This window comes from Oceanobacillus sp. CF4.6 (assembly GCF_051262635.1).
GTDB lineage: Bacteria > Bacillota > Bacilli > Bacillales > Amphibacillaceae > Oceanobacillus.
On record NZ_JBIMEX010000003.1, the window covers coordinates 138,921 to 163,561 of the forward strand.

General features: G+C 40.5%; 24 protein-coding genes. 1 reads left to right on the forward strand and 23 read right to left on the reverse strand.

The features are described 5' to 3' along the window. Positions 1 to 21 precede the first annotated feature (21 nt). The 12 genes from atpB to spoIIR form a co-directional block, all read right to left on the reverse strand. The gene (atpB, locus tag ACHABU_RS07565; RefSeq protein WP_435763946.1) at positions 22 to 738 is read right to left on the reverse strand and encodes a F0F1 ATP synthase subunit A; all 717 of its coding nucleotides are present in this window, start codon (positions 736 to 738) and stop codon (positions 22 to 24) included. Positions 739 to 860: 122 nt separating this feature from the next. Continuing rightward, positions 861 to 1,238 carry an ATP synthase subunit I gene (locus ACHABU_RS07570; RefSeq protein ID WP_435763948.1) on the reverse strand — a complete coding sequence of 126 codons (378 nt, stop codon included), beginning with the start codon at positions 1,236 to 1,238 and terminating at the stop codon, positions 861 to 863. A 573-nt stretch (positions 1,239 to 1,811) separates the two neighbouring features. Continuing rightward, positions 1,812 to 3,998: a S8 family serine peptidase gene (locus ACHABU_RS07575; protein WP_435763950.1), complete on the reverse strand. Its 2,187-nt coding sequence runs from the start codon at positions 3,996 to 3,998 to the stop codon at positions 1,812 to 1,814. A gap of 283 nt (positions 3,999 to 4,281) precedes the next feature. Further along, positions 4,282 to 4,911 carry a uracil phosphoribosyltransferase gene (upp, locus tag ACHABU_RS07580; protein ID WP_435763952.1) on the reverse strand — a complete coding sequence of 210 codons (630 nt, stop codon included), beginning with the start codon at positions 4,909 to 4,911 and terminating at the stop codon, positions 4,282 to 4,284. A 134-nt stretch (positions 4,912 to 5,045) separates the two neighbouring features. Continuing rightward, positions 5,046 to 6,281 (reverse strand): serine hydroxymethyltransferase, encoded by a 1,236-nt coding sequence (gene glyA / locus ACHABU_RS07585; protein ID WP_435763954.1) that lies wholly within the window; start codon positions 6,279 to 6,281, stop codon positions 5,046 to 5,048. A 70-nt stretch (positions 6,282 to 6,351) separates the two neighbouring features. Then, the gene (locus tag ACHABU_RS07590) at positions 6,352 to 6,927 is read right to left on the reverse strand and encodes a TIGR01440 family protein (RefSeq protein WP_435763956.1); all 576 of its coding nucleotides are present in this window, start codon (positions 6,925 to 6,927) and stop codon (positions 6,352 to 6,354) included. A 110-nt stretch (positions 6,928 to 7,037) separates the two neighbouring features. After that, complete coding sequence (locus ACHABU_RS07595) at positions 7,038 to 8,330, reverse strand: methyl-accepting chemotaxis protein (protein WP_435763958.1); 1,293 nt, start codon at positions 8,328 to 8,330, stop codon at positions 7,038 to 7,040. Positions 8,331 to 8,344: 14 nt separating this feature from the next. Continuing rightward, the gene (locus tag ACHABU_RS07600) at positions 8,345 to 8,950 is read right to left on the reverse strand and encodes a low molecular weight protein arginine phosphatase (RefSeq protein WP_435763960.1); all 606 of its coding nucleotides are present in this window, start codon (positions 8,948 to 8,950) and stop codon (positions 8,345 to 8,347) included. Positions 8,951 to 9,764: 814 nt separating this feature from the next. Continuing rightward, positions 9,765 to 10,313, reverse strand: coding sequence for a manganese efflux pump MntP (locus ACHABU_RS07605; protein WP_435763962.1), 549 nt, complete (start codon positions 10,311 to 10,313; stop codon positions 9,765 to 9,767). Positions 10,314 to 10,428: 115 nt separating this feature from the next. Further along, positions 10,429 to 11,454: an L-threonylcarbamoyladenylate synthase gene (locus tag ACHABU_RS07610; protein WP_435764195.1), complete on the reverse strand. Its 1,026-nt coding sequence runs from the start codon at positions 11,452 to 11,454 to the stop codon at positions 10,429 to 10,431. A 210-nt stretch (positions 11,455 to 11,664) separates the two neighbouring features. Beyond that, on the reverse strand, positions 11,665 to 12,066 hold the full coding sequence (locus tag ACHABU_RS07615; protein ID WP_435763964.1) for a hypothetical protein: 402 nt from the start codon (positions 12,064 to 12,066) through the stop codon (positions 11,665 to 11,667). Between the two features lie 76 nt (positions 12,067 to 12,142). Further along, positions 12,143 to 12,748: a stage II sporulation protein R gene (gene spoIIR, locus ACHABU_RS07620; RefSeq protein ID WP_435763966.1), complete on the reverse strand. Its 606-nt coding sequence runs from the start codon at positions 12,746 to 12,748 to the stop codon at positions 12,143 to 12,145. A 455-nt stretch (positions 12,749 to 13,203) separates the two neighbouring features. Between spoIIR and ACHABU_RS07625 the strand changes: the two genes are divergently transcribed. Beyond that, complete coding sequence (locus ACHABU_RS07625; RefSeq protein ID WP_435763968.1) at positions 13,204 to 13,335, forward strand: hypothetical protein; 132 nt, start codon at positions 13,204 to 13,206, stop codon at positions 13,333 to 13,335. Positions 13,336 to 13,434: 99 nt separating this feature from the next. On the opposite strand, the gene prmC is transcribed toward ACHABU_RS07625, so the two are convergent. From prmC to ACHABU_RS07680, 11 genes are all read right to left on the reverse strand, one after another. Continuing rightward, a complete protein-coding gene (gene prmC / locus ACHABU_RS07630; RefSeq protein WP_435763970.1) occupies positions 13,435 to 14,304 on the reverse strand; it encodes a peptide chain release factor N(5)-glutamine methyltransferase in 870 nt (289 codons plus the stop codon). Position 14,305: 1 nt separating this feature from the next. Beyond that, a complete protein-coding gene (gene prfA / locus ACHABU_RS07635) occupies positions 14,306 to 15,376 on the reverse strand; it encodes a peptide chain release factor 1 (protein WP_435763972.1) in 1,071 nt (356 codons plus the stop codon). Positions 15,377 to 15,661: 285 nt separating this feature from the next. Further along, positions 15,662 to 15,790, reverse strand: a complete 129-nt coding sequence (locus ACHABU_RS07640) for a hypothetical protein (RefSeq protein ID WP_435763974.1) — start codon at positions 15,788 to 15,790, stop codon at positions 15,662 to 15,664. A gap of 172 nt (positions 15,791 to 15,962) precedes the next feature. Beyond that, positions 15,963 to 16,583, reverse strand: a complete 621-nt coding sequence (locus tag ACHABU_RS07645; protein WP_435763976.1) for a thymidine kinase — start codon at positions 16,581 to 16,583, stop codon at positions 15,963 to 15,965. A gap of 174 nt (positions 16,584 to 16,757) precedes the next feature. After that, complete coding sequence (locus ACHABU_RS07650; protein ID WP_379497448.1) at positions 16,758 to 17,003, reverse strand: type B 50S ribosomal protein L31; 246 nt, start codon at positions 17,001 to 17,003, stop codon at positions 16,758 to 16,760. 181 nt (positions 17,004 to 17,184) lie between these two features. After that, the gene (gene rho, locus ACHABU_RS07655) at positions 17,185 to 18,465 is read right to left on the reverse strand and encodes a transcription termination factor Rho (RefSeq protein WP_435763979.1); all 1,281 of its coding nucleotides are present in this window, start codon (positions 18,463 to 18,465) and stop codon (positions 17,185 to 17,187) included. A 614-nt stretch (positions 18,466 to 19,079) separates the two neighbouring features. Further along, the gene (locus ACHABU_RS07660; protein WP_435763981.1) at positions 19,080 to 20,366 is read right to left on the reverse strand and encodes a UDP-N-acetylglucosamine 1-carboxyvinyltransferase; all 1,287 of its coding nucleotides are present in this window, start codon (positions 20,364 to 20,366) and stop codon (positions 19,080 to 19,082) included. 161 nt (positions 20,367 to 20,527) lie between these two features. Beyond that, entirely contained in the window at positions 20,528 to 21,172 is a 645-nt protein-coding gene (fsa, locus tag ACHABU_RS07665; protein ID WP_435763983.1) for a fructose-6-phosphate aldolase, read from the reverse strand. Positions 21,173 to 21,279: 107 nt separating this feature from the next. Next, positions 21,280 to 22,137: a class II fructose-1,6-bisphosphate aldolase gene (gene fba / locus ACHABU_RS07670; RefSeq protein WP_435763985.1), complete on the reverse strand. Its 858-nt coding sequence runs from the start codon at positions 22,135 to 22,137 to the stop codon at positions 21,280 to 21,282. Positions 22,138 to 22,408: 271 nt separating this feature from the next. Then, positions 22,409 to 22,768, reverse strand: coding sequence for a response regulator (locus ACHABU_RS07675; protein ID WP_435763987.1), 360 nt, complete (start codon positions 22,766 to 22,768; stop codon positions 22,409 to 22,411). 170 nt (positions 22,769 to 22,938) lie between these two features. After that, positions 22,939 to 24,552, reverse strand: a complete 1,614-nt coding sequence (locus tag ACHABU_RS07680; protein ID WP_435763989.1) for a CTP synthase — start codon at positions 24,550 to 24,552, stop codon at positions 22,939 to 22,941. Positions 24,553 to 24,641: the final 89 nt, after the last annotated feature.

Consider the following 24,641-nt stretch of genomic DNA (forward strand, 5'->3'; position numbering starts at 1 on the left):
AAACCTAAATTATTTTTTTATTTAATGGTCACTGCTCACTTTATGAGACATATATACCATCGTTAACATGACGAAGACGTACGACTGAATGGCACCAATAAACACACTGAAGCCCATCCATGCAAGCATCGGTAGTGCTGCTCCGAAGAATCCGAAGATAGACGCAGTTCCTAAACCTACCAATAGACTCAATAATACTTCCCCTGCATAAATATTACCAAATAGACGAAGACCCAATGTTAATGTATTGGTGAACTCCTCGATTATTTTAAACGGCAACATCAAAGGTACCGGGCTGACATACCCTTTTAAATAATTTTTTGTCCCCCGTACTTTAATTCCATAAAAATGGGTTAATATAATAACCATTGCGGATAATGTTAATGTCGCATCGGCTGTAGGTGATTTCCACCATAAGTCATGTCCGAACACACCGACAGTCATTACACCAGCAAGGTTACTTACAAGGATGTAAAAAATTAACGTTAATCCAAGTGGGAGAAATACCTTCCCTGTTTTCCAATCCATTGTGTCGTTGACAATACCTTTTACAAATTCAACAGCCCATTCCATGAAATTTTGCATCCCGGTTGGTTTCATTTGAAGTTTGCGGCTTGCCCACACACAAAAAACGAAAACAATCAGTGATACCATAAATACCATGAAAACGTTGGATAAGTTAAAATCCAGCCAGGAGATGCCAAAGACGTCTTCAACTATTGGAGCTGTATGATCCAAATTTATCACCCCTTTGCACTACTTTACTTAAGCGCATGTTCAATAAGTCAAGTTGACCTCCTTTTAAACATACACGATAAGAATCCGTTCATACCCTGCCCGTGTCAGTGGTCTAGTTGTGATTATTCCTTGTTTTTAATGAGTCGTATACTAACATCCAACCCAATCACGATGTAAGAAGAGATGATACCAAAAACAACGGCAATAATATGAAAGGTCTCATTAAAACGAAGTGCGATTAGTATAGCAAGTATCGTTGCGGCAAGTCTTGAAAATGTTCCCAGTCCACCCCGCACTTTCCCTGTTTCTGCAATCGCTTTACCTAGAGCTTTTGTTTTGTACTGCAATAGCCATAAGTTATAGAAACTTACTGCGCCGCCCAATAACAAACCATAAAAAACACGGTCATGCGATGAAAAACCAGATCCTATTACGATGATTGCTAGAAGATAGAGCATCCATTTACGCTGTCGGGTTACCATCTTATCGTATTCTGACATAATCTACTCTACTCTCCTAAACCCTTAAACAAATGCAAGCTTTTGTTTTTCATAATAGCGGTCCTGATTACTATCCTTTATAAGGGTAACGACCAGATCATAGCTTTCATGTAGATCGATGGCTGCTAAATTACAAGCAGGCTTTGACGATTCACAGACCAAAAAGCACTTATGTAACAGAAGTCATTTGTATGGGGAATTATTACCCTAACTCATTGTCGGATATTGTGTTATAACCATTCAACAAATTATAAGAATAATTGCGACAAAATATAACACATTCCACCCCACATTAAGCAAGTTTACATTAGCCTAACTACAGTTGTCAATCCGTAACCTGAGATTATTTTATTTAATTAGAAAACCCTGATTTATCTAGAAAAATAGGATGTTTTTCCCATTAAAATTTATCCATTCAGGACCTTGAACAACTTCAGCTAGTCTCTTACTTAAAAGTTATGGTAATAGAAAACGACCTGAACTTCATTATAAATGAAATTCAGGTCTTATAATATGACATTTCTGTGAACGCTCTTTTACACGATTTTTAAGTGGCTGGTGAATTTTCTAAAATCACTCCAAATAGATAATGGATTGATTGCTCTCATATTCTCCGTTTTCAAGATAGACAGTCACTAACGCGAGGTAATAGCCACCTTGACCGGCTTCTTTTTTACTTATTTCTCCTTCATGAAGGCCTGCCTGCAGATCTTGGGCATCCAATAATTTCCTATCAAAAAGGAGGCTCTCCGGGTTATAGAGATCTACTTCAACGCGTCTTGCCGGTTCCGTAAGATAGATTTTGTAATTATAATCATCATCCGAGAAACTTTTCAGAGAAAATTCAAATCCTGCCGTTTTGGGCTGATCTGCATGTTGATTCACAAAAATATACGGTAGTTGGTACGCTTCATCCCTTTTATTTAAAGTAAGCCAGCCTTGATGTACTCCTTCTTCAAGGCGAGCGGTTGTTATATGAAGTTCAATTGGGATTGTCTTTTTCTCCTTTGCCTCCAGTGTAAACGATTGTGGGAGGTTCCAATTTATTCCGTTTTGTTTCTTTGGATAGTTAAACGTGTATGTTTGTTTTTCTTCCGTCATATTCTCAATGTTGAGATCAAAAACTAGTTCCTCTCTGTAATTGTCCACCTTTCCAAAGTTAAGCTGTGGATTATGAATAATGGTTGTTGTTTCAATGGCCGCTTCCGGTCTAATCGCTCCCATTCCCTGGACGGTCGGATCCAGTTTCTCTGGATCTTTGAAGAGGTCGGATGTTGTTTTTATTGCTCCAATAATTTGGTCCCTTGTCCAGTCGGGATGGGCTTCCTTGATTAAAGCCACGGCCCCTGTAACATGTGGTGCCGCCATACTCGTTCCATCCATCTGTTCATAACCCCCAGGAACCGTACTTAAAATCCCTGTTCCTGGAGCAAGTACATCTGGCTTGATATTCCAATTTACCGTAACCGGGCCTCTGGAACTGAAAGGTGCTGTTGTACTTTCCTGGTTCCAATAACGAGTACCCATATAAAGGTGTTTCCTTTCCGATTGCGTTTTTAACCATTCCCCATCTTCTTTGGAAATCGCAACTACTGGAATGTTGACCGGATTTTGTTCATGTTCCAGTGACCCTTGAAATGCCCCGTTTTCATTATTGTAGATAACAGCAGCAATTGCCCCTTTCTGCTCTGCCATCTTCGCTAATTCATAAAAAGGAACCTCTCCGCGCTTAAGCAATGCTATCTTTCCGCTCATGGATTCATTTGGGGAAGTGGCTTCGACAATTTGATAGGATTTCGTAATATCCCACAGCGGAGATCCTGCCATTTCCGTTAACTGGATGGCCTTTTCCTGTAATGATTCATACAAAAAAGGGATTTTCATTGGTGACATGGATGCCCCTACAGATAATGCTTGATCAGCTGTCGCCGGTGAGCCAACTGTCCAGTCACCAGGTCCACTATTTCCATTTGCAATAACGACAGGGATTCCCATTTCAGAAGCACGGTTAACTGCCATGCTTGTCGGATAGTCCGGCACATTTACATTGTTCCCGAGCGAAAGATTAATTACATCGACGCCATCTTCAATCGCCTTTTCCATTGCGGCGAGCACTTGCATCGATGTCCCGGCACCACCTGGACCGAGCGCTCGATAGGCATAAATTTCCGCGTCAGGTGCAACGCCTTTTATCTCGCCATCTGCAGCAATGATGCCTGCAACATGTGACCCATGTGAAGTAGGAATACCTTGTTCTGGGAGGCTCTCCATTGGATCATCATCGAGGTCGACGAGGTCATATCCAGACTGATAGTTTTTTTGAAGGTCCGCGTGTTCGTAATCAATACCCGTATCGATGACCCCAACTTTTACTCCTTTTCCAGTGTATTCGGTTGTATTTAATTCGTATGGCTGCAGCAATACGTCTTCGGTGCTCAATCTGTCACTAGACTTTTTCCATTGTATTGCTTCATATTTCTGTACGGAATGAATGCCTTTAATAAACTCTAACGATTCCATCCGCTCCAAATTTTTGGGAGTTCCCTGTAATGCTAAACCATTAAACAATTTTTCGTAAACTGCAATCACCTCGATAAATGGATGATACGTTTCGATGTATTCTTTATGGACATTTGGTTCTCCCTCCACTTCGATGATAATGGACTGAAGATCTTCTACTTTTTCTTGTGCATAATTTGTTGTTGGAGTGAGTGTGGTCAGGAAGATAATTAGAAATAGGAATAATGTCGATTTTCGCATCGTTGCAGCCCTCCTTCTTATGGATTAGGATTTGGAGAAATGTGGAGATTATGCATTGGGGTTGAAGTTGCGCGGTTGTGGCCTGAAAACTTATTCAGCGAATTTTTGTCATATATCAGCGAATCCAACATTTTATCGGCGAATTTAAAATATTTATCGGCGAATCGTTATTTCTAAACTTAAAAAAGCTGCTACCTCCTACAATAAAGGAAGATAACAGCTCTTTTAAATAAAATTCGACAAAATTCGGGTAGTGACAGGCACCGAATTTAGTGCACCGAATTTATTTTGTGCCGAAGAGGCGGTCGCCGGCGTCGCCTAGGCCAGGGACGATGTAACCATGGTCGTCGAGTTTTTCATCCATTGCAGCAAGGTATATATCCACATCCGGATGTTCCTTTTTGATAACTTCTACGCCTTCTGGTGCTGCAACTAAACACATGAGACGAATGTTTTTTGCGCCGCGATTTTTCAAAGCGTATATCGCATCATTAGCTGAACCGCCTGTAGCTAGCATTGGATCGATAACAATCAGTTCACGTTCTTCGATGTCAGAAGGTAATTTCACATAGTATTCAACAGGCTTTAACGTCTTCGGGTCGCGGTATAATCCGACATGTCCCACTTTTGCAGCAGGGATCAGTTTGCGTACGCCATCCACCATGCCAAGTCCGGCACGCAGAATTGGCACGAGGCCGATTTTCTTACCAGCTAACTTTTTGGATTCTGCTTTCATTACTGGTGTTTCTACTTCTACATCTCTGAGTGGAAGGTCTCTTGTTATTTCAAACGCCATGAGCATTGCTACTTCATCAACTAGTTCACGAAATTCTTTTGTTCCTGTATTTTTATCTCTTATGTACGTTAATTTATGTTGAATTAACGGATGATCAAGTACGAATACGTTTCCCATTGTTAGATCACTCCTTCAAATTAGTTCTATCTTTAAAAGTGTACTTAAAAAAAGCCAAGCTTTCAAGTTTAGGCGGTATCTTGTTAACAAAACGTATTAAGGATGCCCCAAATAATGGGACATCCTTAATTATTTTATGCATATAATAGGAATTTTTCAGTTAGGGCAAGAACACGATCTGTCGCTTCTTTCAATTTCGCTTCGTCTTCATGGTTATGAAGTGTAAGGGAAATGATTGCTGCAATTTCTTTCATTTCCTCTTCACCGAATCCGCGCGTTGTAACAGCTGCTGTACCTATCCGGATACCACTTGTTACGAATGGACTTTCTTTGTCAAATGGAATTGTGTTTTTATTGGTTGTAATTCCGATATCATCCAACGCTTTTTCTGCAATTTTTCCTGTCAGGTTAAGTGGAGTGACATCCAACAATAGTAGATGGTTGTCCGTGCCGTCTGAAACAATGCGGACACCTTCACTTTTCAGTGCCTCACCGAGTACTTTTGCATTTTGAACAATATTTTTTGCATACGTCTTAAAGTCAGGGGATAATGCCTCTTTAAAGGATACTGCTTTCGCGGCAATCACATGCATTAATGGACCACCTTGAACTCCAGGGAAAATCGATTTATCGATCTGTTTCGCATATTTCTCTTTACAAAGAATCATCCCGCCACGAGGGCCACGTAATGTTTTATGTGTTGTTGTTGTGACAAAATCTGCATGGGCTACAGGATTTTCATGCTCGCCTGTTGCTACAAGTCCTGCGATATGCGCCATGTCAACCATCAAATACGCGTCGACTGCATCAGCAATTTCACGGAATTTGGCAAAATCAAGCTTGCGGGAATACGCACTTGCACCAGCAACAATCATTTTTGGTTTTACTTCTTTTGCCTTTTCCAGTACAACATCATAGTCCAGCTGTTCTGTTTCTTTCTCGACACCATAGTCAACAAAATTATAAAGTTTACCACTAAAGTTAACTGGGCTGCCATGTGTTAAATGTCCGCCGTGATTTAAATTCATGCCAAGTACGGTGTCACCAGGCTCAAGTACGGAAAAGTATACAGCCATATTTGCTTGTGCGCCTGAATGTGGCTGTACGTTCGCATGTTCTGCACCAAATAGCTCTTTTGCGCGATCACGAGCTAGGTTTTCTACTACATCGACATGTTCACAGCCGCCATAGTATCTTTTTCCTGGATACCCTTCCGCATATTTATTCGTTAAAATGGATCCCATTGCCTGCATCACCGCTTCTGATACAAAGTTCTCTGATGCGATTAGCTCAATTTTTTCCTGTTGGCGTTTCTTTTCTGCCTGCATTGCTTCAAATACTTCCAAATCTGCTTGTTGTACATGTTCCATTCGTAAATCCCCCTTTGTAAATTCGCAAAAAATATATATATTAGGGACAATGAGTCGTCCCGTCAATCATTTAGTTACACGTATCATTCAAACGAGTATCCTCATAATTGGCACGACTGCCACCAATCAATTTCGGGCGGGTATGTGCCGCTTGCAACCTTGCATTTCCAATACTCCGTTGTTCAAAACGAAGTGGCACGGCAACATGCTTTAGGTGCATGCCAATCATTGTTTCGCCAATATCCATCCCCGCATGTGCCCGAGCTTGAATACTTTCAACAACAACCGGATCTTTCATCTGTTTAAAAGCATAAGATGCCATCGAGCCTCCTGCCGTTCGAACAGGAATTACCGCTACCTCATCAAGCATATAGCGGGAAGCTGTTTCCCTTTCAACAACAATTGCGCGATTCAAGTGTTCACAGCATTGAAAAGCGAGCTGTACGCCTGTTTTCTCTTGCAACACTTTCATTTCGTTGAAAATCACTTCAGCAATTTGCTCACTACCTGATGTACCAATATGTAGACCTGCAACTTCACTTGTCGAACAGCCGAGTACAAATAGCTCTCCTTCTCGTAAATAATCGCTTGTAATCCACTGCTCTGTAATCGTCAACATGTCCTGTTGTGCCTTTTCATATGCCATTATTTTTTCACCAATCCTTGTATATTGTCAAGATTCTTTCGACCTACAGTACGATAGAACGTGGCTATTTTTACGTGTTTCATTTCAACAGGTTGATTACGTTGTGGCACTTACCTTACTTTAAATTGATTGATCTGCTTATTCAGGTTTTGTGCCTGTTCTTCCATCTTTTGTGCAAGTTTGTCCACTTGCTCCATTGTGGACACTTGTTCCTGTATGGCGGCATTTACTTCTTCTGTTCCCGCCGACGTTTCTTCAGCAATCGCTGCTACTTCTTGTGATTGTCTGACTGTATCCTGAATGGACTCCAGTTGTTGATCAACAAGGTTTGTAATCATTGCAATTTCTGTAGCAACTACATTCACCGAACCGGACATCTGTTCAATTGTTCTATTCGTGCTTTCCCCGTTTGCTGCCTCTTTTTTGGCATTGGTTACATTATCATTGATTTTTTCCACAACAAGATTAACATCATCCTGAATGGCTTCGATTAAACCTGAAATTCGTTGAACAGCATGTGCACTTTGGTCTGCTAGTTTACGGATTTCTTCTGCAACCACCGCAAATCCTCTACCATGTTCACCAGCACGAGCAGCTTCAATAGAGGCATTTAACGCGAGTAAATTCGTTTGCTCTGCAATCTCACCTACCATTGTAATAATTGTTTCCACTTGGATTGCATTCTGTTTGAGGTGATCCACGTCCTTTAAGGAAAGCTCCTGGTCATCAGCCAATCGTTGGATACCTTGTACAAGTTGGTTTACGACTTTTTTGCTTTCATTTAACGTATCGAGCATTTCCGTTGATTTTCCTTTGGATTGTTCTGCTTTTTCCTGTACTTTCCGCGCCAATTCCGTTGCAACTTCCACAGCTTCCGCGGTATTCTGAATTGCTTCGGAGGAATTTTCCGCACCATTGGAGATTTCATGGATGGATTCACCAATGAGTGCCGAGTGCTGTGCTGCCATATGGGATGCTTCTTTCATTTGCATAACTGTTTCATTTGTACTTTCAAAATGCTCATCAATATTATGTACCATTTTATTAAGATTTTGCAGCATCGCATCAACTGCAATGGAAAGCGCACGGATTTCGTCATCCGACTTCGGAATATGAACTTTCTGATTTAAATTACCACTCGCTGCAATGGATGCAACCTTTTCCAATTTCTCCATTGGTTTTGTAATCAGTCCAGCAGCGAAAAATGCAAGTGCACCCGACCAGAAAATACCAAGTAATAAAATGGCAATCGCATACCATTCCAATGAAATCTGCCAAAATTCCTGTACGTAGTCATATAGAACATAAATAAACAATGCACTGAACGAGTATGTAATAATCGCCAAAACGGTTGTAAAGATTACTAGTTTCAAACGCAGACCAAAACTATATTTCTTATCCATGTCTGTTCCCCCGGCTACTTCTTTAATTTTCTTATTAACAAGTCTATGTTGTTATCCAGTTCACCCAACGTTTCCTGGTAGGTTTGCAGATTTCCACCGAACGGGTCTGAAATATCATAATTAATCAGGTTGGACTCCAGTCTTTGAATCTTAGAGATATCTTCACTTAAATATATCTCCACTTGCTTTTGCAACTCGACACCATCCATTTTCGATTGGTTATTACGGATGAATGTGGAGCGTTTCAATTCATATTCTGCATAGGCCTTCCTTAATACCTGCCATACTTCTTTATCGGCCTCTGAAACATATTCTTTAAGTGTATAATACTTATCCTGCTGCTCTGGAAAGTCTATAATAAGAGATTGCTTATGCTGGGTGGTCATTGTAAGTACAACATCTGACCATTGCAACAATTTTTTTGTCACCGGCTGGGACTCATGGTTCACTTGTACTCCACGCTCATTAAGTGCTTGAATCGCGTTTTCATTTGCACGGAGATTCTTACTGGCAAAGATTCCGGCCGATTGGACGCTTGCCTGTGGCATTTTATGCTTCAATAATGCTTCCGCCATCGGGCTTCTGCAAGTATTTCCTGTACATACAAACAAAATATTCATCGTGAAACCTCCGTTTATTAACTCTATGACAAATATACCATATTTCCGATTAAAAATAGAAGGAAGTTTCCAATTAAACTGAAAACCCCGACAAAAGTGGAAGGGATCAGACAAAGAAATGGCCAACGAAAACCAGCTCGACCTGAGCCAAGCTTCGGCAGGACATGAGGGAGTTCAACTTTGCCACGTGATGACTGTCTTCGTTGAACTTCTTTTAAATTTTTGGCTTTGGAATTTGGAGTGAATGAAGTTGGTTTATCTTGCCATGGGGTGAGGGAAGTGAAATAGCCGTTAGTTGCTGGGGCTGGACGTGGCAGGTTAGATCGCAATTACTCGTCCTAGCGAAACGAATTGTTGTTGTTTCATAAAATATATAAACTGCGATACAAGAAAAGTAACTTCGGCGACCGCTCTGGGAAATATACTTCGCTTTCCGCGGGCGGCTGGTGAGCCCCTTCATGCTGACGCATTTCAGTGTCTCACCTATGCCTTTCCTCCCGCTGGAGTCTTCGTATATTTCCCAGAGCTGTTGTGGTGTCAATAGTGGAATGAATGACAGGAAGAACTCAATTGATTAGATAATACTTTCCACTATCATGGCAGTTGATTGGAGCGGAGGACAGTTGACTCCTGCGGGAACAGCACGTGTCTGAAGACCCCACAGCGGCGGTCTTCCGCGAGGAGGCTGAAGCCGTGCCCTAAGGTGCGCAATTGTCCGTAGCGGAAATCAACCAGCAGTTATATCGCATTTTATCTCAACTCCGCGGTAAATAGAAAGCTACTAACAAGACCGATATAGCTTATACTTCTTACGCTAACCGAAAAGAATATATAATCCAAAGCCGCATAATATACTTCCGCCTAGCAATTCGCTATATGTTCCTAAATAGCCATGTACTTTCCGCCCAAGGAGCATGCCTAGCCATGTCAGTGCACAGCTGGCAGCTCCAAACAGAAATAAAGTCAGGAAAATCTTCACCCCTGAGATCCCAAGCCCTAATCCAACCGTAAAGCTATCGATACTGACACTGAATGCAATTAGAATCAAACCTGCACCGACTGGGAGGACCCTACTTTTCACTTCATGATTAAAAGCGGAGAAAAACATTTGTGCACCAATAACAAACAGTAAAACACCACCTGCAAGTGTCGTTAATTCACCGATTTGATTGGAAATTGCTTTACCAAGCAGAATTCCAAGAAATGGCATAATGATATGAAAGATTCCTATTACTAGCCCGATGACCGCTATCCGCTTCAGTCTAATTCGTTGCATTCCCATGCCAAGACTTACAGAAAATGCATCCATACTAAGTGCTATTGCTAGAAACAATAATGAGATAAATTCACTGGAAAAAGACATTCATAATCCCCCTTGGACATGCTTGTTAACTATATGCATGTCCAAGGAGACATATGAATGCCTTTTGGTGTAGATAATTGTGTTGGATGTACGGTCAACACGTACTGCTTCTTTTTTATTTAACGATATATTCTGTAGCAGCTTTTCTTAATCTGTTCATGACCGCCTGGCCAATTCCAGCCTCTGTAAACACTTCGCAAATAATAATATCCACATCACCTTGTTTGAATCTTCTAAGTCCCTCATATAAATGAATAGCGATTTCATTTATATTTTCACCAAGGGAGATTATTTCTTCAGCATTGATCTGTTTTGCCGTTTGTTGACTGGCAAGCACCCCTACCCGATTGCCATTAAATTTCTCCTGATCAACCATCGCCTGGATGCTTTCGTGTGTTCCTTCCACAAGCCATAAAGGAACTTCAGGCGAATAATGTTTATATTTCATCCCTGGAGATTTTGGTTTTTCTTTTGTGTTCGCAAGTCCGGGATCCATCATTACGGGGCGAACCACTTCTTCCAGTTGCTCCTTCGTAATTCCACCGGGTCTTAGAATAATGGGGATATCCTGTGTACAGTCAATTACAGTCGATTCCAATCCTACACCTGTTGGTCCACCATCCAATAAGCCAGAAATTTTCCCATTCAGGTCTTCCCATACATGATCTGCCATAGTTGGACTCGGCTTTCCTGATAAATTGGCACTTGGTGCGGCTACTGGCACATCTGCTTTTTTCAATAGTGCTTGTGCAACCGGATGATCAGGGATACGAACACCAATTGTGGATAAGCCCGCAGTAACATTCTGTGCACAGGTCCCATTGCTCGGTAAAACATAGGTTATCGGTCCAGGAGAAAACGCCTTGATTAATTTTTCTGTATATACTGGCATGTTATCCACAAGTCTTCTCAATTGATCTACAGTTGCAACATGTGCGATTAGTGGATTATCCTGTGGTCTTCCTTTTGCCTTGAAAATTTTTGCAACCGCCGCTTCATTTGTTGCATCAGCACCTAGTCCATAGACTGTCTCTGTCGGAAAGGCAACCGTTGCACCTTGCTTGATAAGCTCTGCAGCTTCATCAACTGCCTGATTATTATAGGTTTCATCATTTTTTATATTCCAGCGCATTGTATCTATCATTATTGCTACCTCATTTCTATCCTTTATTTTAGAGGATAGAAATGATTTACGCAAAATGTGGATAACATGTATCATCCTTTAATAGTTATTAACAGGATGATACATGTTATCCACAATTATATGATTTTATTAACATCATATTACCACTTATGCACAGGCGGTTGTGTATAATGTGTGTAACTTTTAGGCGATTTTTGAATATTCCCTTTAAGAGACATTGTATGCCCACCAACTCCCATTTGTCATAGGGTACTTATCCTCAAGCATTTTCTCTTTTTGTGGATGGAACTGTAATGCTTCTAGCAAAATATCCACAACTGGTTGATGACTGTGTACATAAATACTTTTTGCATTACGCTCCTTTGCTAACGTTAGAATAGCCTCCAACAGAAATGGAAGTCTTCCGGCTTCGGACTGCGTAATATAAAGCTGCTTTAGCCAAAAGATATCTTCTTTCAATTGATCCAAGACAAAGCATCCTTCAATCTTATTTTTCATTTCCACCACATAGCCGTTTTCGTAAACATTTTTTTGATTCACATTCGTATTTTTTCCGAAAAATTCTTCCAACTGGACGTACGACGCCTCTTTAGCAAGTATTATTTTCAAATGATTCACCTCGATTAATCGTTTTGATAGAAATATGATGTACCTTTTCTTTCATCCTATGCATTTAATAGAGGAACTATGACCAACCGAACCATTCAAAAAGGAAAAACTTTACTTCTGTTTCTTCCTCCACATTTTCAGCAACTTCTGTATCTTCACTGCTTTCCGCTTCGGCTACGGATGTACCGTTAAAAAAGTCGAGAAAACATAATGGAGGGAACAGTACACACCACCAGTTTGCTCCTTTACCTTCACCAATCGTAATTAAAATTGCTTCATATTCCCCTGCAGGATACAAATAATTACCATATAGTTTAGTAGGAAATGTTACATTCTTGCTATACTCTACTTCAAATACATTATCTTTTCCCGCTTTTTCCAGCGTTTCTGCAACAATCGCATTGAGTTCCGGAATACGGGAATCTATTAATGCACGAGCTTCTTCAATATCTGTTATATACTGCACCCATTCTGTAACCTGTTCATTGACACGATCACGGACAAGCCGTTTTATTCCCTGATCTTCCTCGTTGTCACTGTTGGCTAAAATTCTCAGGCGGATAGCTTCTTCCGGGATCACCTTATAATCGGCCTCATTTATTGCTTGTTCACTAGCTCCATTTAAAGGTATCGATAAAAATAATATAAAAAAGATAAGTACAATAAAAAGTAGCTTCTTCATTTTAAAATTCCCCTCTCCAACTGTATAATTGCCAGTATGGACAGGGGAAAATATTTTTAAACTCGTATTCTATGAATATATTAAATTTCTATTATTTAATCTAGTTTTTTTATTACCGGATATTTTATACACTCCCAAGTAACTGCTGGTTTTCTATCCGTATGCAGAAACTTCGGCGACCGCTCTGGGAAATATACTTCGCTTTCCGCGGGCGGCTGGTGAGCCTCTTCATGCTAAAGCATTTCAGAGTCTCACCTATGCCTTTCCTCCCGCAGGAGTCTTCGTATATTTCCCAGAGCTGGTGTTAAGCCTACAAAAGATTAACAGCTTAGTGATATTAGATAAAAATCGTATCACAACTGTACCAGTCCGGGTGAGCGGCGGGCGGTGACTCCTGCGGGAAAAGCACGTGTCCGAAGACCCCGCAGAGTGGTCTTCTCGAGGAGGCTGAGGCCGTGCCCGCGGAAAGCATCCGCCCAGAGCGATCCCAGACGGCGATAGAAGCACACGATTTTGGATATCAGCTAGTAATTACGTCGCATTTTATCTCAACTGCGACGATTACAATACAACCAACATTAAAATAGCCTTATTTTTACCTATTTTAGCAAGGTGTTTCGTAGAGATATATCCCACTTATCTATTTGGACATCTTTTACTGCTGTGAAAGCTGCGTAATTATAAACTTAAGCCGTTTTATTGATCTTAGCTGACACGATCCGGTCTTTTTTATTAATATCCTGGATGGTCGTGATGTTGCTCTTTGGAAATACTTCATGGATGAGCATATGCAATGCTTCACTTTGCTCATGTCCGATTTCAAAAGCTAGCAATCCTCTTTTTCTTATTACTTTCGGTGCTTGACCAATAATCTTTTGATATGCTGCCAGTCCATCGTCTTCAGCAAATAGAGCAAGATCTGGATCAAAATTTTTCACCGTGTCCGATAAGGAGGGTGCATCTGCTTTTGCAATATAAGGTGGATTGGAGACGATGATATCTGCCTGGATCGTTTCATCCATCATCGGTTGCAAGAAATCTCCTTGCAAAAAGGTGACATTGGCTTGCAGTTTTTCTGCGTTCCGTTTGGCGACCATGAGGGCATCTTTTGAGATGTCGGTTGCATAAACGGTTGCATGTGGCAGTTCCAGGGCTAGGGTGATGGCTATGACACCACTACCTGTACCGATATCAACGATAGTTAGCCGCTCGTCACTGTTTTCCGCCGTATGGATGACATGCTGTACAAGCTCTTCTGTCTCCGGCCTAGGTATGAGTACATGTTTATTGACAGTAAATTCCCTGCCATAAAAACTCTCCATCCCTGTCAGATGCTGAACTGGGATACCCGTTTCTGCATGTTTTTCAATATCAGCTTGAAATCGATCTACTATATCCTGTGGGATGGGATCCTGCATCAACATGAAAAATTGCGACCGTGTTACTTGTAAATGATGTTGCAGGAGGATCTCCGCGACCCGGGCTTCACGATTGTGTTTTTCTAAAAAAAGAGAAGCCCAACGAAGGACTTCAAATTGCTTGGTTGATTGTGTCATCTTATTCTCCAATCTGTTCCAGACGCTTTGCTTGCTCTTCCATAATTAATGCATCGATAAATTCTTCCAATTTACCTTGCACAATTTGATCCAGCTTCTGAATCGTAAGCCCGATACGGTGATCTGTCACACGGTTTTGCGGGAAATTGTACGTACGGATACGCTCCGAACGATCACCGGTTCCTACTGCCGATTTTCTGTTCTCATCATACTCCGCCTGTGCTTCTTGGTTGAATTTATCATACACACGGGCACGCAATATTTTCATTGCTTTTTCTTTATTTTTAATTTGTGATTTTTCATCCTGTATGGAAACGACAGTACCAGTTGGTTCATGCGTCAGACGTACCGCAGACATCGTTGTATTTACACTTTGCCCACCAGGTCCACTCGATGTAAAAGTATCCACACGAATATCCTTATCATGAATTTCCACTTCGACTTCTTCTGCTTCAGGTAAAACAGCAACCGTTGCAGTTGACGTATGGATCCGTCCACCAGATTCTGTCTCTGGCACCCGTTGTACACGATGTGCTCCATTTTCATACTTCAGTTTGGAAAAAACATCTTTCCCGTCAATCATAAAGATGATTTCTTTATAGCCACCAACACCTGTGGAACTTGCTTCCATTATTTCCGTTTTCCACCCCTGGCTCTCGGCATAACGGGTATACATGCGATATAAATCCCCAGCAAACAATGCCGCTTCATCTCCACCCGCTGCACCGCGAATTTCCATAAACACGTTTTTATCATCATTTGGATCTTTTGGAAGCAGGAGAATTCTCATTTTCTCTTCCAACTCTTTTTTGGTTTCATTAAGCTCATCAATTTCAAGCTTCACCATATCGTGCATATCAGCATCCAATTTATCTTCCAGCATTGCCTTTGCATCTTTCAACTGACTTGATACATCATTATATTCACGATATACCTGCACAATATCCTGCAGTCCTGACTGTTCCTTCGAATATTCACGCAGTTTTTTCGTGTCACTTATAATTTCTGGATCACTCAGCATCTCATTCAATTTATTATAACGATCTTCCAATGTTTGTAAACGATCTAACATCACGGACACCTCTTTCTGATTAACAGTCTAATTATAGTATAAGCAGGTATTGTGGTCAATTGGCGGCGGATGGTTTGGGTGCGGGTGTTGGTGTTGGTTCGCGGGCCGGGTGGGTGCGGGAGTGAGACTACTCCGAATAGAGATCAAAAATTTTATCGGCGGATTTTCCGATTTTATCGGTGGATATAGCCAGTTTATCGGCGGTTTTCCTGATTTATCGGCGATTTTGGAAATTTTACGGCGAATTCAGTACTTTTATCGGCGAATTGATAAGTACGACTCTTTTTATTGCCAGTTTCTTTTTTTCAGATCGGTTACTACTCTCTCTTTTTTCGGATGATAAATGGCAATCCTACTTTCTAACGCCTCTAACTTTAACACTTCGATTAATTTGTCATGTTGCTTCACAATCATTTTATAAAATCACTCCTTTTCATGAATCCTATTTCTACAACCGAGTGCTCATTTCCTCCTTTATTTTTCAACTTAGTTGTTTATTCCGCGTTTTTTTCGATTATTCCGCGAATGTATTAACTTTATCCGCCAATCATCATTAAAAAAGCACCCACGCTGGATGCTTTTCATTCTATTTCACAGCTTTTATCTGATTTTGAATCAGGTTGCTGGTTGGTTTGTTGGGTACGTCATGGTGATGGCGACATCTTGGTTCATAGGACTCGGATGCGCCGACAAGGATGATTGGATCATCGTAGGATGCCGGATGGCCGTTAATCAGGCGCTGGGTGCGACTTGCTGGAGATCCACATATTGGGCAGATTGCATTCAGTTTGGTTACGGATTCGCTGAGTGCCATCAGCTTTGGTACCGGTCCGAATGGTTCGCCACGGAAATCTGTGTCCAGTCCTGCTGTAATTACGCGGATGCCTCTGTTCGCAAGTTCTTCAGCGATTTCTACAACTAACTCATCAAAAAATTGGACTTCATCTATTCCAACAATGTCAACATTGTGATCAATATGGTCAAGTATTTCTACTGATTTTTGAATGGGACGAGCAATGGTGGATGTGCCGTTGTGAGAGACGACTGCTGTATCATCATAGCGGTCATCGATGGCCGGTTTGAATACGCGGACGGATAAATTTGCGTAGGTTGCTCTGCGCACGCGGCGAATCAGTTCTTCTGATTTTCCGGAAAACATGCTACCGCATATTACCTCCACCCAGCCGCTTTGTTTCATTACATACATGTTGTGAACCCCTCTCATCACGGTAAATTATCTTTATGTACCGTGATTAGTTTACCACTAATTTCGACATAACTAACCTTTTTCTCAAATATAAAAGTAAAAAAACAGGCAAAATATAGACATTTTGCCTGTCCTTCTAGAATTGATAAGAGCTAGGCAATCGCCTCAGCCTTCTTATTTCATATTATATTTTTTCTTGAATCGGTCTACACGGCCGCCGACTTTGTCTGCTTTTTGTTTACCTGTGTAGAATGGGTGTGAATCAGAGCTGATCTCGACTTTGATTAATGGGTATGTGTTACCATCTTCCCATTCAATTGTTTCGTTAGATCCTCTTGTTGATCCGCTCAAGAATTTGTACTCTGAACTAGTATCAAGAAAAACTACTTTCCTGTACTCTGGATGAATATCCTTTTTCATGTTCTTCCACTCCTTTTTGCCCTGAGTCCTGAGAAACAGAGTTATTGCAAGAGCCGTCATAGGTGGCATTACACCTTATCTAAACTCACATAGAAAGATTATACCAGTCTGGCAGTACGATTGCAATAGGGGCAAACTTATTTTTCCCAAAGTCATGGGATAATAAGTTACGGCTCTTTCCCTATTTGGACATGCCTTTTCGCTTCATTTCCTCATCCATTGCCTGTAAAAACTCTTCGTTGTTTTTTGATGCTTTTAGTCGTTTTAGGAAGCGTTCGAGGAAATCATGTGAATCTTGCATCGTTTTACGAATTGCCCACATTTTATCTAAGTGACCTTTATCAACGAGCAGTTCTTCTTTACGGGTTCCGGAACGTAACACGTCTATGGCAGGGAAAATTCTGCGTTCTGCCAAACTACGGGCGAGATGGAGTTCCATATTACCTGTACCCTTAAATTCTTCGTAAATAACATCATCCATACGGGATCCTGTTTCTACAAGTGCTGTTGCCAGGATGGTGAAACTTCCGCCTTCTTCGATATTTCTTGCTGCCCCGAAGAAACGTTTCGGACGATGGAATGCAGCTGGGTCAATCCCACCTGAAAGCGTACGTCCACTTGGTGGGATAACCAAGTTATATGCACGGGCCAAGCGTGTAATACTATCCATAAGTACAATAACATCCCGTTTGTGCTCTACTAAACGCATTGCACGTTCCAGTACAAGCTCAGATACTTTGATATGACTTTCTGGCACTTCATCAAATGTTGAACTAACGACATCCACATCTGGTGCTACGGATCGTTCAATATCTGTTACTTCTTCCGGACGTTCATCAACCAACAGAATAATCAGCTTTGCTTCGGGATGATTTTTTGAAATGCTGTTTGCAATTTCTTTAATCAACATTGTTTTACCAGCCTTTGGTGGTGCAACAATTAGGCCACGCTGTCCGAATCCGACCGGTGTCATGAGATCCATAATTCGGCTTGAAAGTATGTGTGATTCTGTTTCTAATTTAATTGCACGATCTGGATAAAGAGCGGTCAAGCCAGGAAAGTGTATCCGTTCCTTTGATGAATCCGGGTCTTCGTCGTTAACTGCATCCACATGCAATAAACCATAATATCGTTCATTTTCTTTCGGAGGACGTACTTTACCAGATACCTTATCCCCATTTCTTAAGTCGAAACGACGGATTTGGGATGCGGAAATGTAGATGTCTTCAGCACTTGGCGAATAGTTAATGGGTCTCAGGAAACCGAACCCCTCTGAAGGGATGATTTCCAGCACGCCATTCATAAACAGAAAACCGTCCTTCTCTGCCTGCGCTTTTAAAATTGCAAAAATAAGTTCTTTTTTGGTCAGTTTAGAATAGTAAGATACTTTATATTCTTTGGCCAATGTATAAATTTCTTTTAATGTCATTGTCTCTAAATTAGAGATTGTTAATGTGTCCATTCAATCACCACGCCTATTCCTTTGATCTTTTGTTAGGAAGGTTTACCTTTTCTGCGGGAAAAATTGCGATGTTGCTTATTGATTACCGCATTTTTAACCACGATTAATTACATAAAATTAACAAAAAATAAATAATTGCTGTATAAAATTGTTTTGATTTTTCCACTTCTAATGGAAGGATGTCCTTGAAGAAATGCAGAGTTTAACAGAAGCTTTAATAGAAGTCTCAAGATTCTTTTTACTAATGATGGACACAGTTTTCCGTGTACAAATAGATTCGCCAAGATATGCCTGTATTAAACATATATTATATTACTCTTTTAGAAGGCAATATTCAATATCATTTTAATAAATATTTAATATTAATGCTTTATTCGTGCCTTGTATGAAATGGAGAAGTTCTTTGATAGATACTATAGTTATAGAAAAGGAAGCCAACATACCATTGGCTTCCTTTATTCATTTAGCAATTTATTTAAGGCTTCTCATCCAAAAAAAATATCTTTATAAGGGTTGGTCATGGTGTAAGATTTTGAACGGTTAGCTGCAGCGACCAGGGTCTAGTGGACATCCTTAGACCTCCGTAAGTCCCTAAACGGTCGCTACCGCTATTGTTATGAATTTTGAAATTGTAAAATTTCTTGTTCCGTCATTTCTTCGCGCCAGATTTTTGCGCCGAGGTTGGTTAATTTCTCTGTAATTCTTTGATAGCCTCGGTCAATATGCTCCACTCCGGTAACTTCTGTAATGCCATTGGACATTAGACCGGCAATCACCAGTGCAGCACCGGCACGGAGGTCGGTTGCTTTCACTCTTGCACCTTCCAATTGAACAGGACCGGAAATAATTACAGATCCACCTTCCACCTTAATGACAGCATTCATTCTTCTTAGTTCATCAATATGTTTCAGTCTTGCAGAATAGATTGTATCTGTTACAACACCTGTACCGGTTGCTTTTGTTAATAGTGTTGTGAATGGCTGCTGAAGATCTGTTGGAAATCCAGGGTAAACGAGTGTTTTTACGTCCACGCTCTTTAATGGGCTTCTTCTGGCGATGTAAAGTTGTTCATCGCTTTCCTCTACAGTGACATTCATTTCACGTAACTTTGCAATGAGTGACTCCATGTGCTGGGAAATAACATTATCAATAATAACTTCTTTCCCCTGCGCAGCAGCTGCAATTGCATATGTGCCTGCTTCGATGCGGTCCGGAATGATGGTGTGATTACATCCATGCAGTGAGGAGACACCTTCAATACGAATCACATCTGTACCTACACCTTTAATTTTTGCACCCATATTGGTAAGTAATGTTGCAACATCAATAATTTCTGGTTCTTTCGCTGCATTTTCAATTACTGTTTTACCTTTTGCCTTTACGGCAGCAAGCATTATATTAATGGTTGCACCTACACTGACCACATCCAAATAAATCCTGGCACCTCTCAGCTCTTTTGCACGCAAATAGATAGCACCTTGTTCATTTGTGACTTCGGCTCCGAGTGCTTCAAAGCCTTTAATATGCTGATCGATAGGTCGTGGACCAAGATAGCAGCCTCCCGGGAGTCCAATAACAGCTTTATTGAACTTACCAAGCATCGCTCCCATAAAATAATAGGAGGCACGCAGCTTTTTCACCTTCCCATTCGGCAATGGCATTGCAACCATCTTTTCAGGGTTGATTGTCATCGCCTGTCCATTTAGGGATACACTCCCACCAATTTCTTCCAGAAGGTCACCTAGTGTTTGAACATCAGAGATCTCCGGAAGTCCTTCGATGGTAACCGCTGAATCTGCCAAAATGGATGCTGGCAACAAAGCTACCGCACTGTTCTTTGCTCCGCTGACTCGAACTTCGCCATTTAATTCATGGCCACCTTCAATTAACAATTTCTGCATTTGAATACCTCGTTCCTGAGAGGTTGTCCAAAGAAATATTTGAACACACGTCATTTCATGTAGTAGTTCGGTCCTGGAAAATTTACAAGACCGATGCTTGTTACCAAGTACTAGAACTAACTCTTGTACTTATCTTTTTCATTTTTGCCAATTTCATACAATTATTTTTGATTATTCCAATCTGCCATGAATTTTTCAATTCCTTGATCTGTTAATGGATGTTTCACAAGTGAAGCTAAAACATTATAAGGTATTGTTGCAATATGTGCTCCATTTACCGCTGCATCTGTAACATGTAGTGGATGGCGGATTGATGCAGCAATGATCTCTGTGCTAATATCATGACGATCGAAAATTTCTGCAATTGTTGCTACTAATGTCATTCCGTCTTGACCGATATCATCCAGACGTCCAAGGAATGGTGATACATAGGTTGCTCCTGCACGTGCAGCAAGTAATGCTTGGTTAGCATTGAAGATCAATGTAACATTTGTTTTAATGTTTAGGTCACTAAATGCTTTAACAGCTTTTAGTCCTTCCAATGTCATTGGGACTTTCACAGTAATGTTTGGTGCGATTGCAGCCAATTCCTTACCTTCTTCAATCATACCTGCTGCATCTTCAGCGATAACTTCTGCACTAACAGATCCAACTTTTACTTCTGAAGTTATTTCACGTAGACGTTCATGAAAAGAAACGCCTTCTTTAGCAACCAGACTAGGGTTTGTAGTAACTCCTGCTAACACTCCAAGTTCATTAGCCTGACGAATTTCCTCAATGTTTGCTGTATCAATAAAAAATTTCATGTATAGTCACCTTCGCTTTTCCTATATTTTTTGTGTATGTACGTAAAAGCTGAACCAAAAGGAACAGCTTTAAACTTTATTTATTTTGATCTTGTAGCCTTCCGCTCCTATAAAGCTTGTTGTGCAGAGCCGAATTCACGCATTTTACCTTTAACTGTTGCTTTAATTGCTTCAGAACCAGGTCCTAAGTATTTACGTGGATCATAAAGATTTGGTTTTGCGTTCAAAGTTTCGCGAACTGCTTTTGCTTGTGCAAGTTGATTCTCTGTATTTACATTAATTTTTGCTGTTCCCAATGAAATTGCTTTTTTAATATCTTTTGTTGGGATTCCTGTACCACCATGTAATACTAAAGGAACTTGTACAAGATTTAGGATTTCTTCCATTTCAGCAAAGCCTAGGTTTGGTTCTCCGTCATATTCGCCATGTACAGACCCTAAAGCCGGTGCAAGACAGTCAATGCCAGCTTCAGTAACAAGCTGTTTACAATCATCTTTATCCGCGTACATAACACCACCGATTACGCCATCTTCTTCTCCACCTACTGTACCAACCTCAGCTTCAACAGACACACCATGAAGATGAGCAAGCTCTACAACTTTTTGAGTTAAAGCAATATTTTCTTCTATTGGAGAATGTGAAGCATCAATCATTACAGAAGTAAATCCTGCATGGATAGCTTGTGCACATTTATCAAAGCTTGAACCATGGTCTAAATGGATAGCAACCGGAACAGTCGTACCATATGATTCCATTAATGATTTTACCATTGCAACAACAACGTTAAAACCACCCATATATTTACCAGCGCCTTCAGAAACACCTAGAATAACTGGTGACTTTTCTTCTTCTGCAGCCTGCAGGATTGCTTGGATATACTCTAGATTGTTGATATTGAACTGTCCTACTGCATAACCATTCTGTTTTCCATTTTCAAGCATTTCTTTCATAGATACTAACGGCATTGGAAAATCCTCCTTAGAACTTTTATTCATAGAGCGCGTTCAAAAATTCCGGTAAAAATGACATTGATGTTTCTAGTTGGCTTGCTACCTGCGCCTGTCACGTATTAAATCCATGCATTCCGTTAACAAGAGCTTCGCCACTTCAAACTTCTCAGGTCTTTTATCCTTCTATTTGAACTATACTCAAAAAACCTTAACTAATTTTACTTACAGTATAAGAATACCAACTCCTACTGTTTGGCGCAACAAGTAAGGAATGCAGAAAAAAATCTTACAGCAAAATTTCTTCGACTTGCACGCAGAAATCCTTTATATTAAAAGGTTTTGCAATAACTTTTTTGACCAAATTATTTTTTTCAATTTCTTCTCTAATATTTTCAGCCATACCACTCATTAATATTACAGAGATATCAATTTTCTCTTTTTCTAATATGTTTAAAACCTCTTTTCCATCGATGATCGGCAGTTTGTAATCTAAAATCATTAAATCAAATGACTTTTGATTTATTTTATCCAACGCTTCTTTACCCGTTTTCGCTAGTGAAACCCGATAACCTTCACTGGTTAAAATATCGTTTAAAAGCAAACGGATTCCTGGCTGATCATCAACGACTAATATCTCTTTTGGCATATGTATTTCCCCCTAATCTCGAATATCCCCCTCGTTTATTAGTTCGATGCAACTCAAAATAATCCTGCTTAATTTCAAATAATTCCCAAATCAACTCATTTAAATTGATTCGAAATACAGAAAAGACCACTCCTCTGGAATTCCTCCATATGAGCGGCCCTTAATTTTGTTTATTTCGTTTTACTGTTTTGTTTTACAGAGGCACCGATAAAGCCTTTGAATAAGCTTTGGGCTCTTGTAGGACGGGATGTGAACTCAGGGTGGAATTGACAAGCGATAAACCATGGGTGGTCCTCAAGTTCAATCGTTTCCACTAATCGGCCATCCGGGCTTGTACCAGAGAAGATAAAGCCTTTTTCAGCCATTTGTTCACGATAGTCATTATTGAATTCATAACGGTGGCGGTGACGTTCTTCAATTGTGTCTGCTCCGTTATATGCTTCTTTTGTTTTCGTACCTTCTTGCAATTTACATGGGTATGCTCCAAGTCTTAACGTACCACCCATATCCGAAATATTTTTCTGTTCAGGCAATAGGTCGATAATTGGATATGGCGTATTCGGATTAATTTCGGCCGAATGTGCACCTTCAAGCCCTACGACATTACGAGCAAATTCAACGGACGCAAGTTGCATACCAAGGCAAATTCCAAAGAATGGAATATTGTTTTCACGCGCATAGCGAATTGCTTCAATTTTACCATCAATTCCACGGTCTCCGAAGCCACCTGGAACGAGAATTCCATCCACTTGTGACAGTTCAGATTCAATTGCTTCTGTATTTAATTGCTCGGAGTTAATCCAGTGAACATTAATGTCCGCATCAAAATCATATCCTGCGTGCTTCAGCGACTCCACTACAGATAAATAAGCGTCCGGAAGCTCAACATATTTTCCTACTAGGCCAATGTCGATTTTTTTACTTAAATTCCTAACTTTGGATACGAGTTTTTTCCATTCATCCATATCTGCTTCTCCACAGTCCAGACCAAAGTGATCGCAAGTTAATTGATCGAGTTTTTGCTCTTGGAGTGCGATTGGAACCTGGTACAATGTATCGGCATCAAGCATTTCAATAACCGCTTTTTCATTGATATCACAGAACAATGCGATTTTCTCTTTCGCTTCTTTGCTGACTGGGAACTCGGTACGTAACACGATCACGTCCGGCTGAATACCTAATGAACGTAATTCTTTCACGCTGTGTTGGGTTGGTTTTGTTTTCATTTCACCAGCAACTTTAATATATGGCACAAGGGTACAATGCAAGTACATGACACTATCTCTACCTACATCACTCTTGATCTGGCGGATAGCTTCAAGGAATGGCAAGGATTCGATATCACCAACCGTACCACCGATTTCCGTAATGACAACATCTGCACCTGTTGCTTCGCCTGCACGGTAAACCTGTTCTTTAATTTCATTTGTAATATGCGGAATTACTTGGACTGTCCCTCCAAGATAATCGCCACGGCGTTCTTTTCGAATGACACTGGAATATACTTTTCCTGTTGTAATATTACTGTATTTCGTTAAATCAATATCAATAAAACGCTCATAATGTCCCAAATCCAAGTCCGTTTCTGCGCCATCCGTTGTTACAAATACTTCACCATGCTGATACGGGCTCATTGTTCCCGGGTCCACATTAATGTATGGGTCAAATTTTTGGATAGTCACTTTTAACCCACGATTTTTCAGTAGGCGGCCAAGTGAAGCAGCTGTAATTCCTTTACCTAATGAAGAAACAACTCCACCGGTTACAAATATATATTTAGTCACGATTCATCCTTCTTTCTACCTTGTCTTATAATGTTAGTATCTTTATTATTGCTTAACAACTTGAAAATAAAATAAGAAAAGCGTTTCCC

Coding starts and splice junctions, on each gene's coding strand:
- ACHABU_RS07570 (WP_435763948.1), bottom strand. CDS start 1,238: ATGTCAGAATACGATAAGATGGTAACCCGACAGCGTAAATGGATGCTC.
- ACHABU_RS07575 (WP_435763950.1), bottom strand. CDS start 3,998: ATGCGAAAATCGACATTATTCCTATTTCTAATTATCTTCCTGACCACA.
- upp (WP_435763952.1), bottom strand. CDS start 4,911: ATGGGAAACGTATTCGTACTTGATCATCCGTTAATTCAACATAAATTA.
- glyA (WP_435763954.1), bottom strand. CDS start 6,281: ATGGAACATGTACAACAAGCAGATTTGGAAGTATTTGAAGCAATGCAG.
- ACHABU_RS07590 (WP_435763956.1), bottom strand. CDS start 6,927: ATGGCATATGAAAAGGCACAACAGGACATGTTGACGATTACAGAGCAG.
- ACHABU_RS07595 (WP_435763958.1), bottom strand. CDS start 8,330: ATGGATAAGAAATATAGTTTTGGTCTGCGTTTGAAACTAGTAATCTTT.
- ACHABU_RS07600 (WP_435763960.1), bottom strand. CDS start 8,950: ATGAATATTTTGTTTGTATGTACAGGAAATACTTGCAGAAGCCCGATG.
- ACHABU_RS07605 (WP_435763962.1), bottom strand. CDS start 10,313: ATGTCTTTTTCCAGTGAATTTATCTCATTATTGTTTCTAGCAATAGCA.
- spoIIR (WP_435763966.1), bottom strand. CDS start 12,748: ATGAAGAAGCTACTTTTTATTGTACTTATCTTTTTTATATTATTTTTA.
- prmC (WP_435763970.1), bottom strand. CDS start 14,304: ATGACACAATCAACCAAGCAATTTGAAGTCCTTCGTTGGGCTTCTCTT.
- prfA (WP_435763972.1), bottom strand. CDS start 15,376: ATGTTAGATCGTTTACAAACATTGGAAGATCGTTATAATAAATTGAAT.
- ACHABU_RS07640 (WP_435763974.1), bottom strand. CDS start 15,790: ATGATTGTGAAGCAACATGACAAATTAATCGAAGTGTTAAAGTTAGAG.
- ACHABU_RS07645 (WP_435763976.1), bottom strand. CDS start 16,583: ATGTATGTAATGAAACAAAGCGGCTGGGTGGAGGTAATATGCGGTAGC.
- ACHABU_RS07650 (WP_379497448.1), bottom strand. CDS start 17,003: ATGAAAAAGGATATTCATCCAGAGTACAGGAAAGTAGTTTTTCTTGAT.
- rho (WP_435763979.1), bottom strand. CDS start 18,465: ATGGACACATTAACAATCTCTAATTTAGAGACAATGACATTAAAAGAA.
- ACHABU_RS07660 (WP_435763981.1), bottom strand. CDS start 20,366: ATGCAGAAATTGTTAATTGAAGGTGGCCATGAATTAAATGGCGAAGTT.
- fsa (WP_435763983.1), bottom strand. CDS start 21,172: ATGAAATTTTTTATTGATACAGCAAACATTGAGGAAATTCGTCAGGCT.
- fba (WP_435763985.1), bottom strand. CDS start 22,137: ATGCCGTTAGTATCTATGAAAGAAATGCTTGAAAATGGAAAACAGAAT.
- ACHABU_RS07675 (WP_435763987.1), bottom strand. CDS start 22,768: ATGCCAAAAGAGATATTAGTCGTTGATGATCAGCCAGGAATCCGTTTG.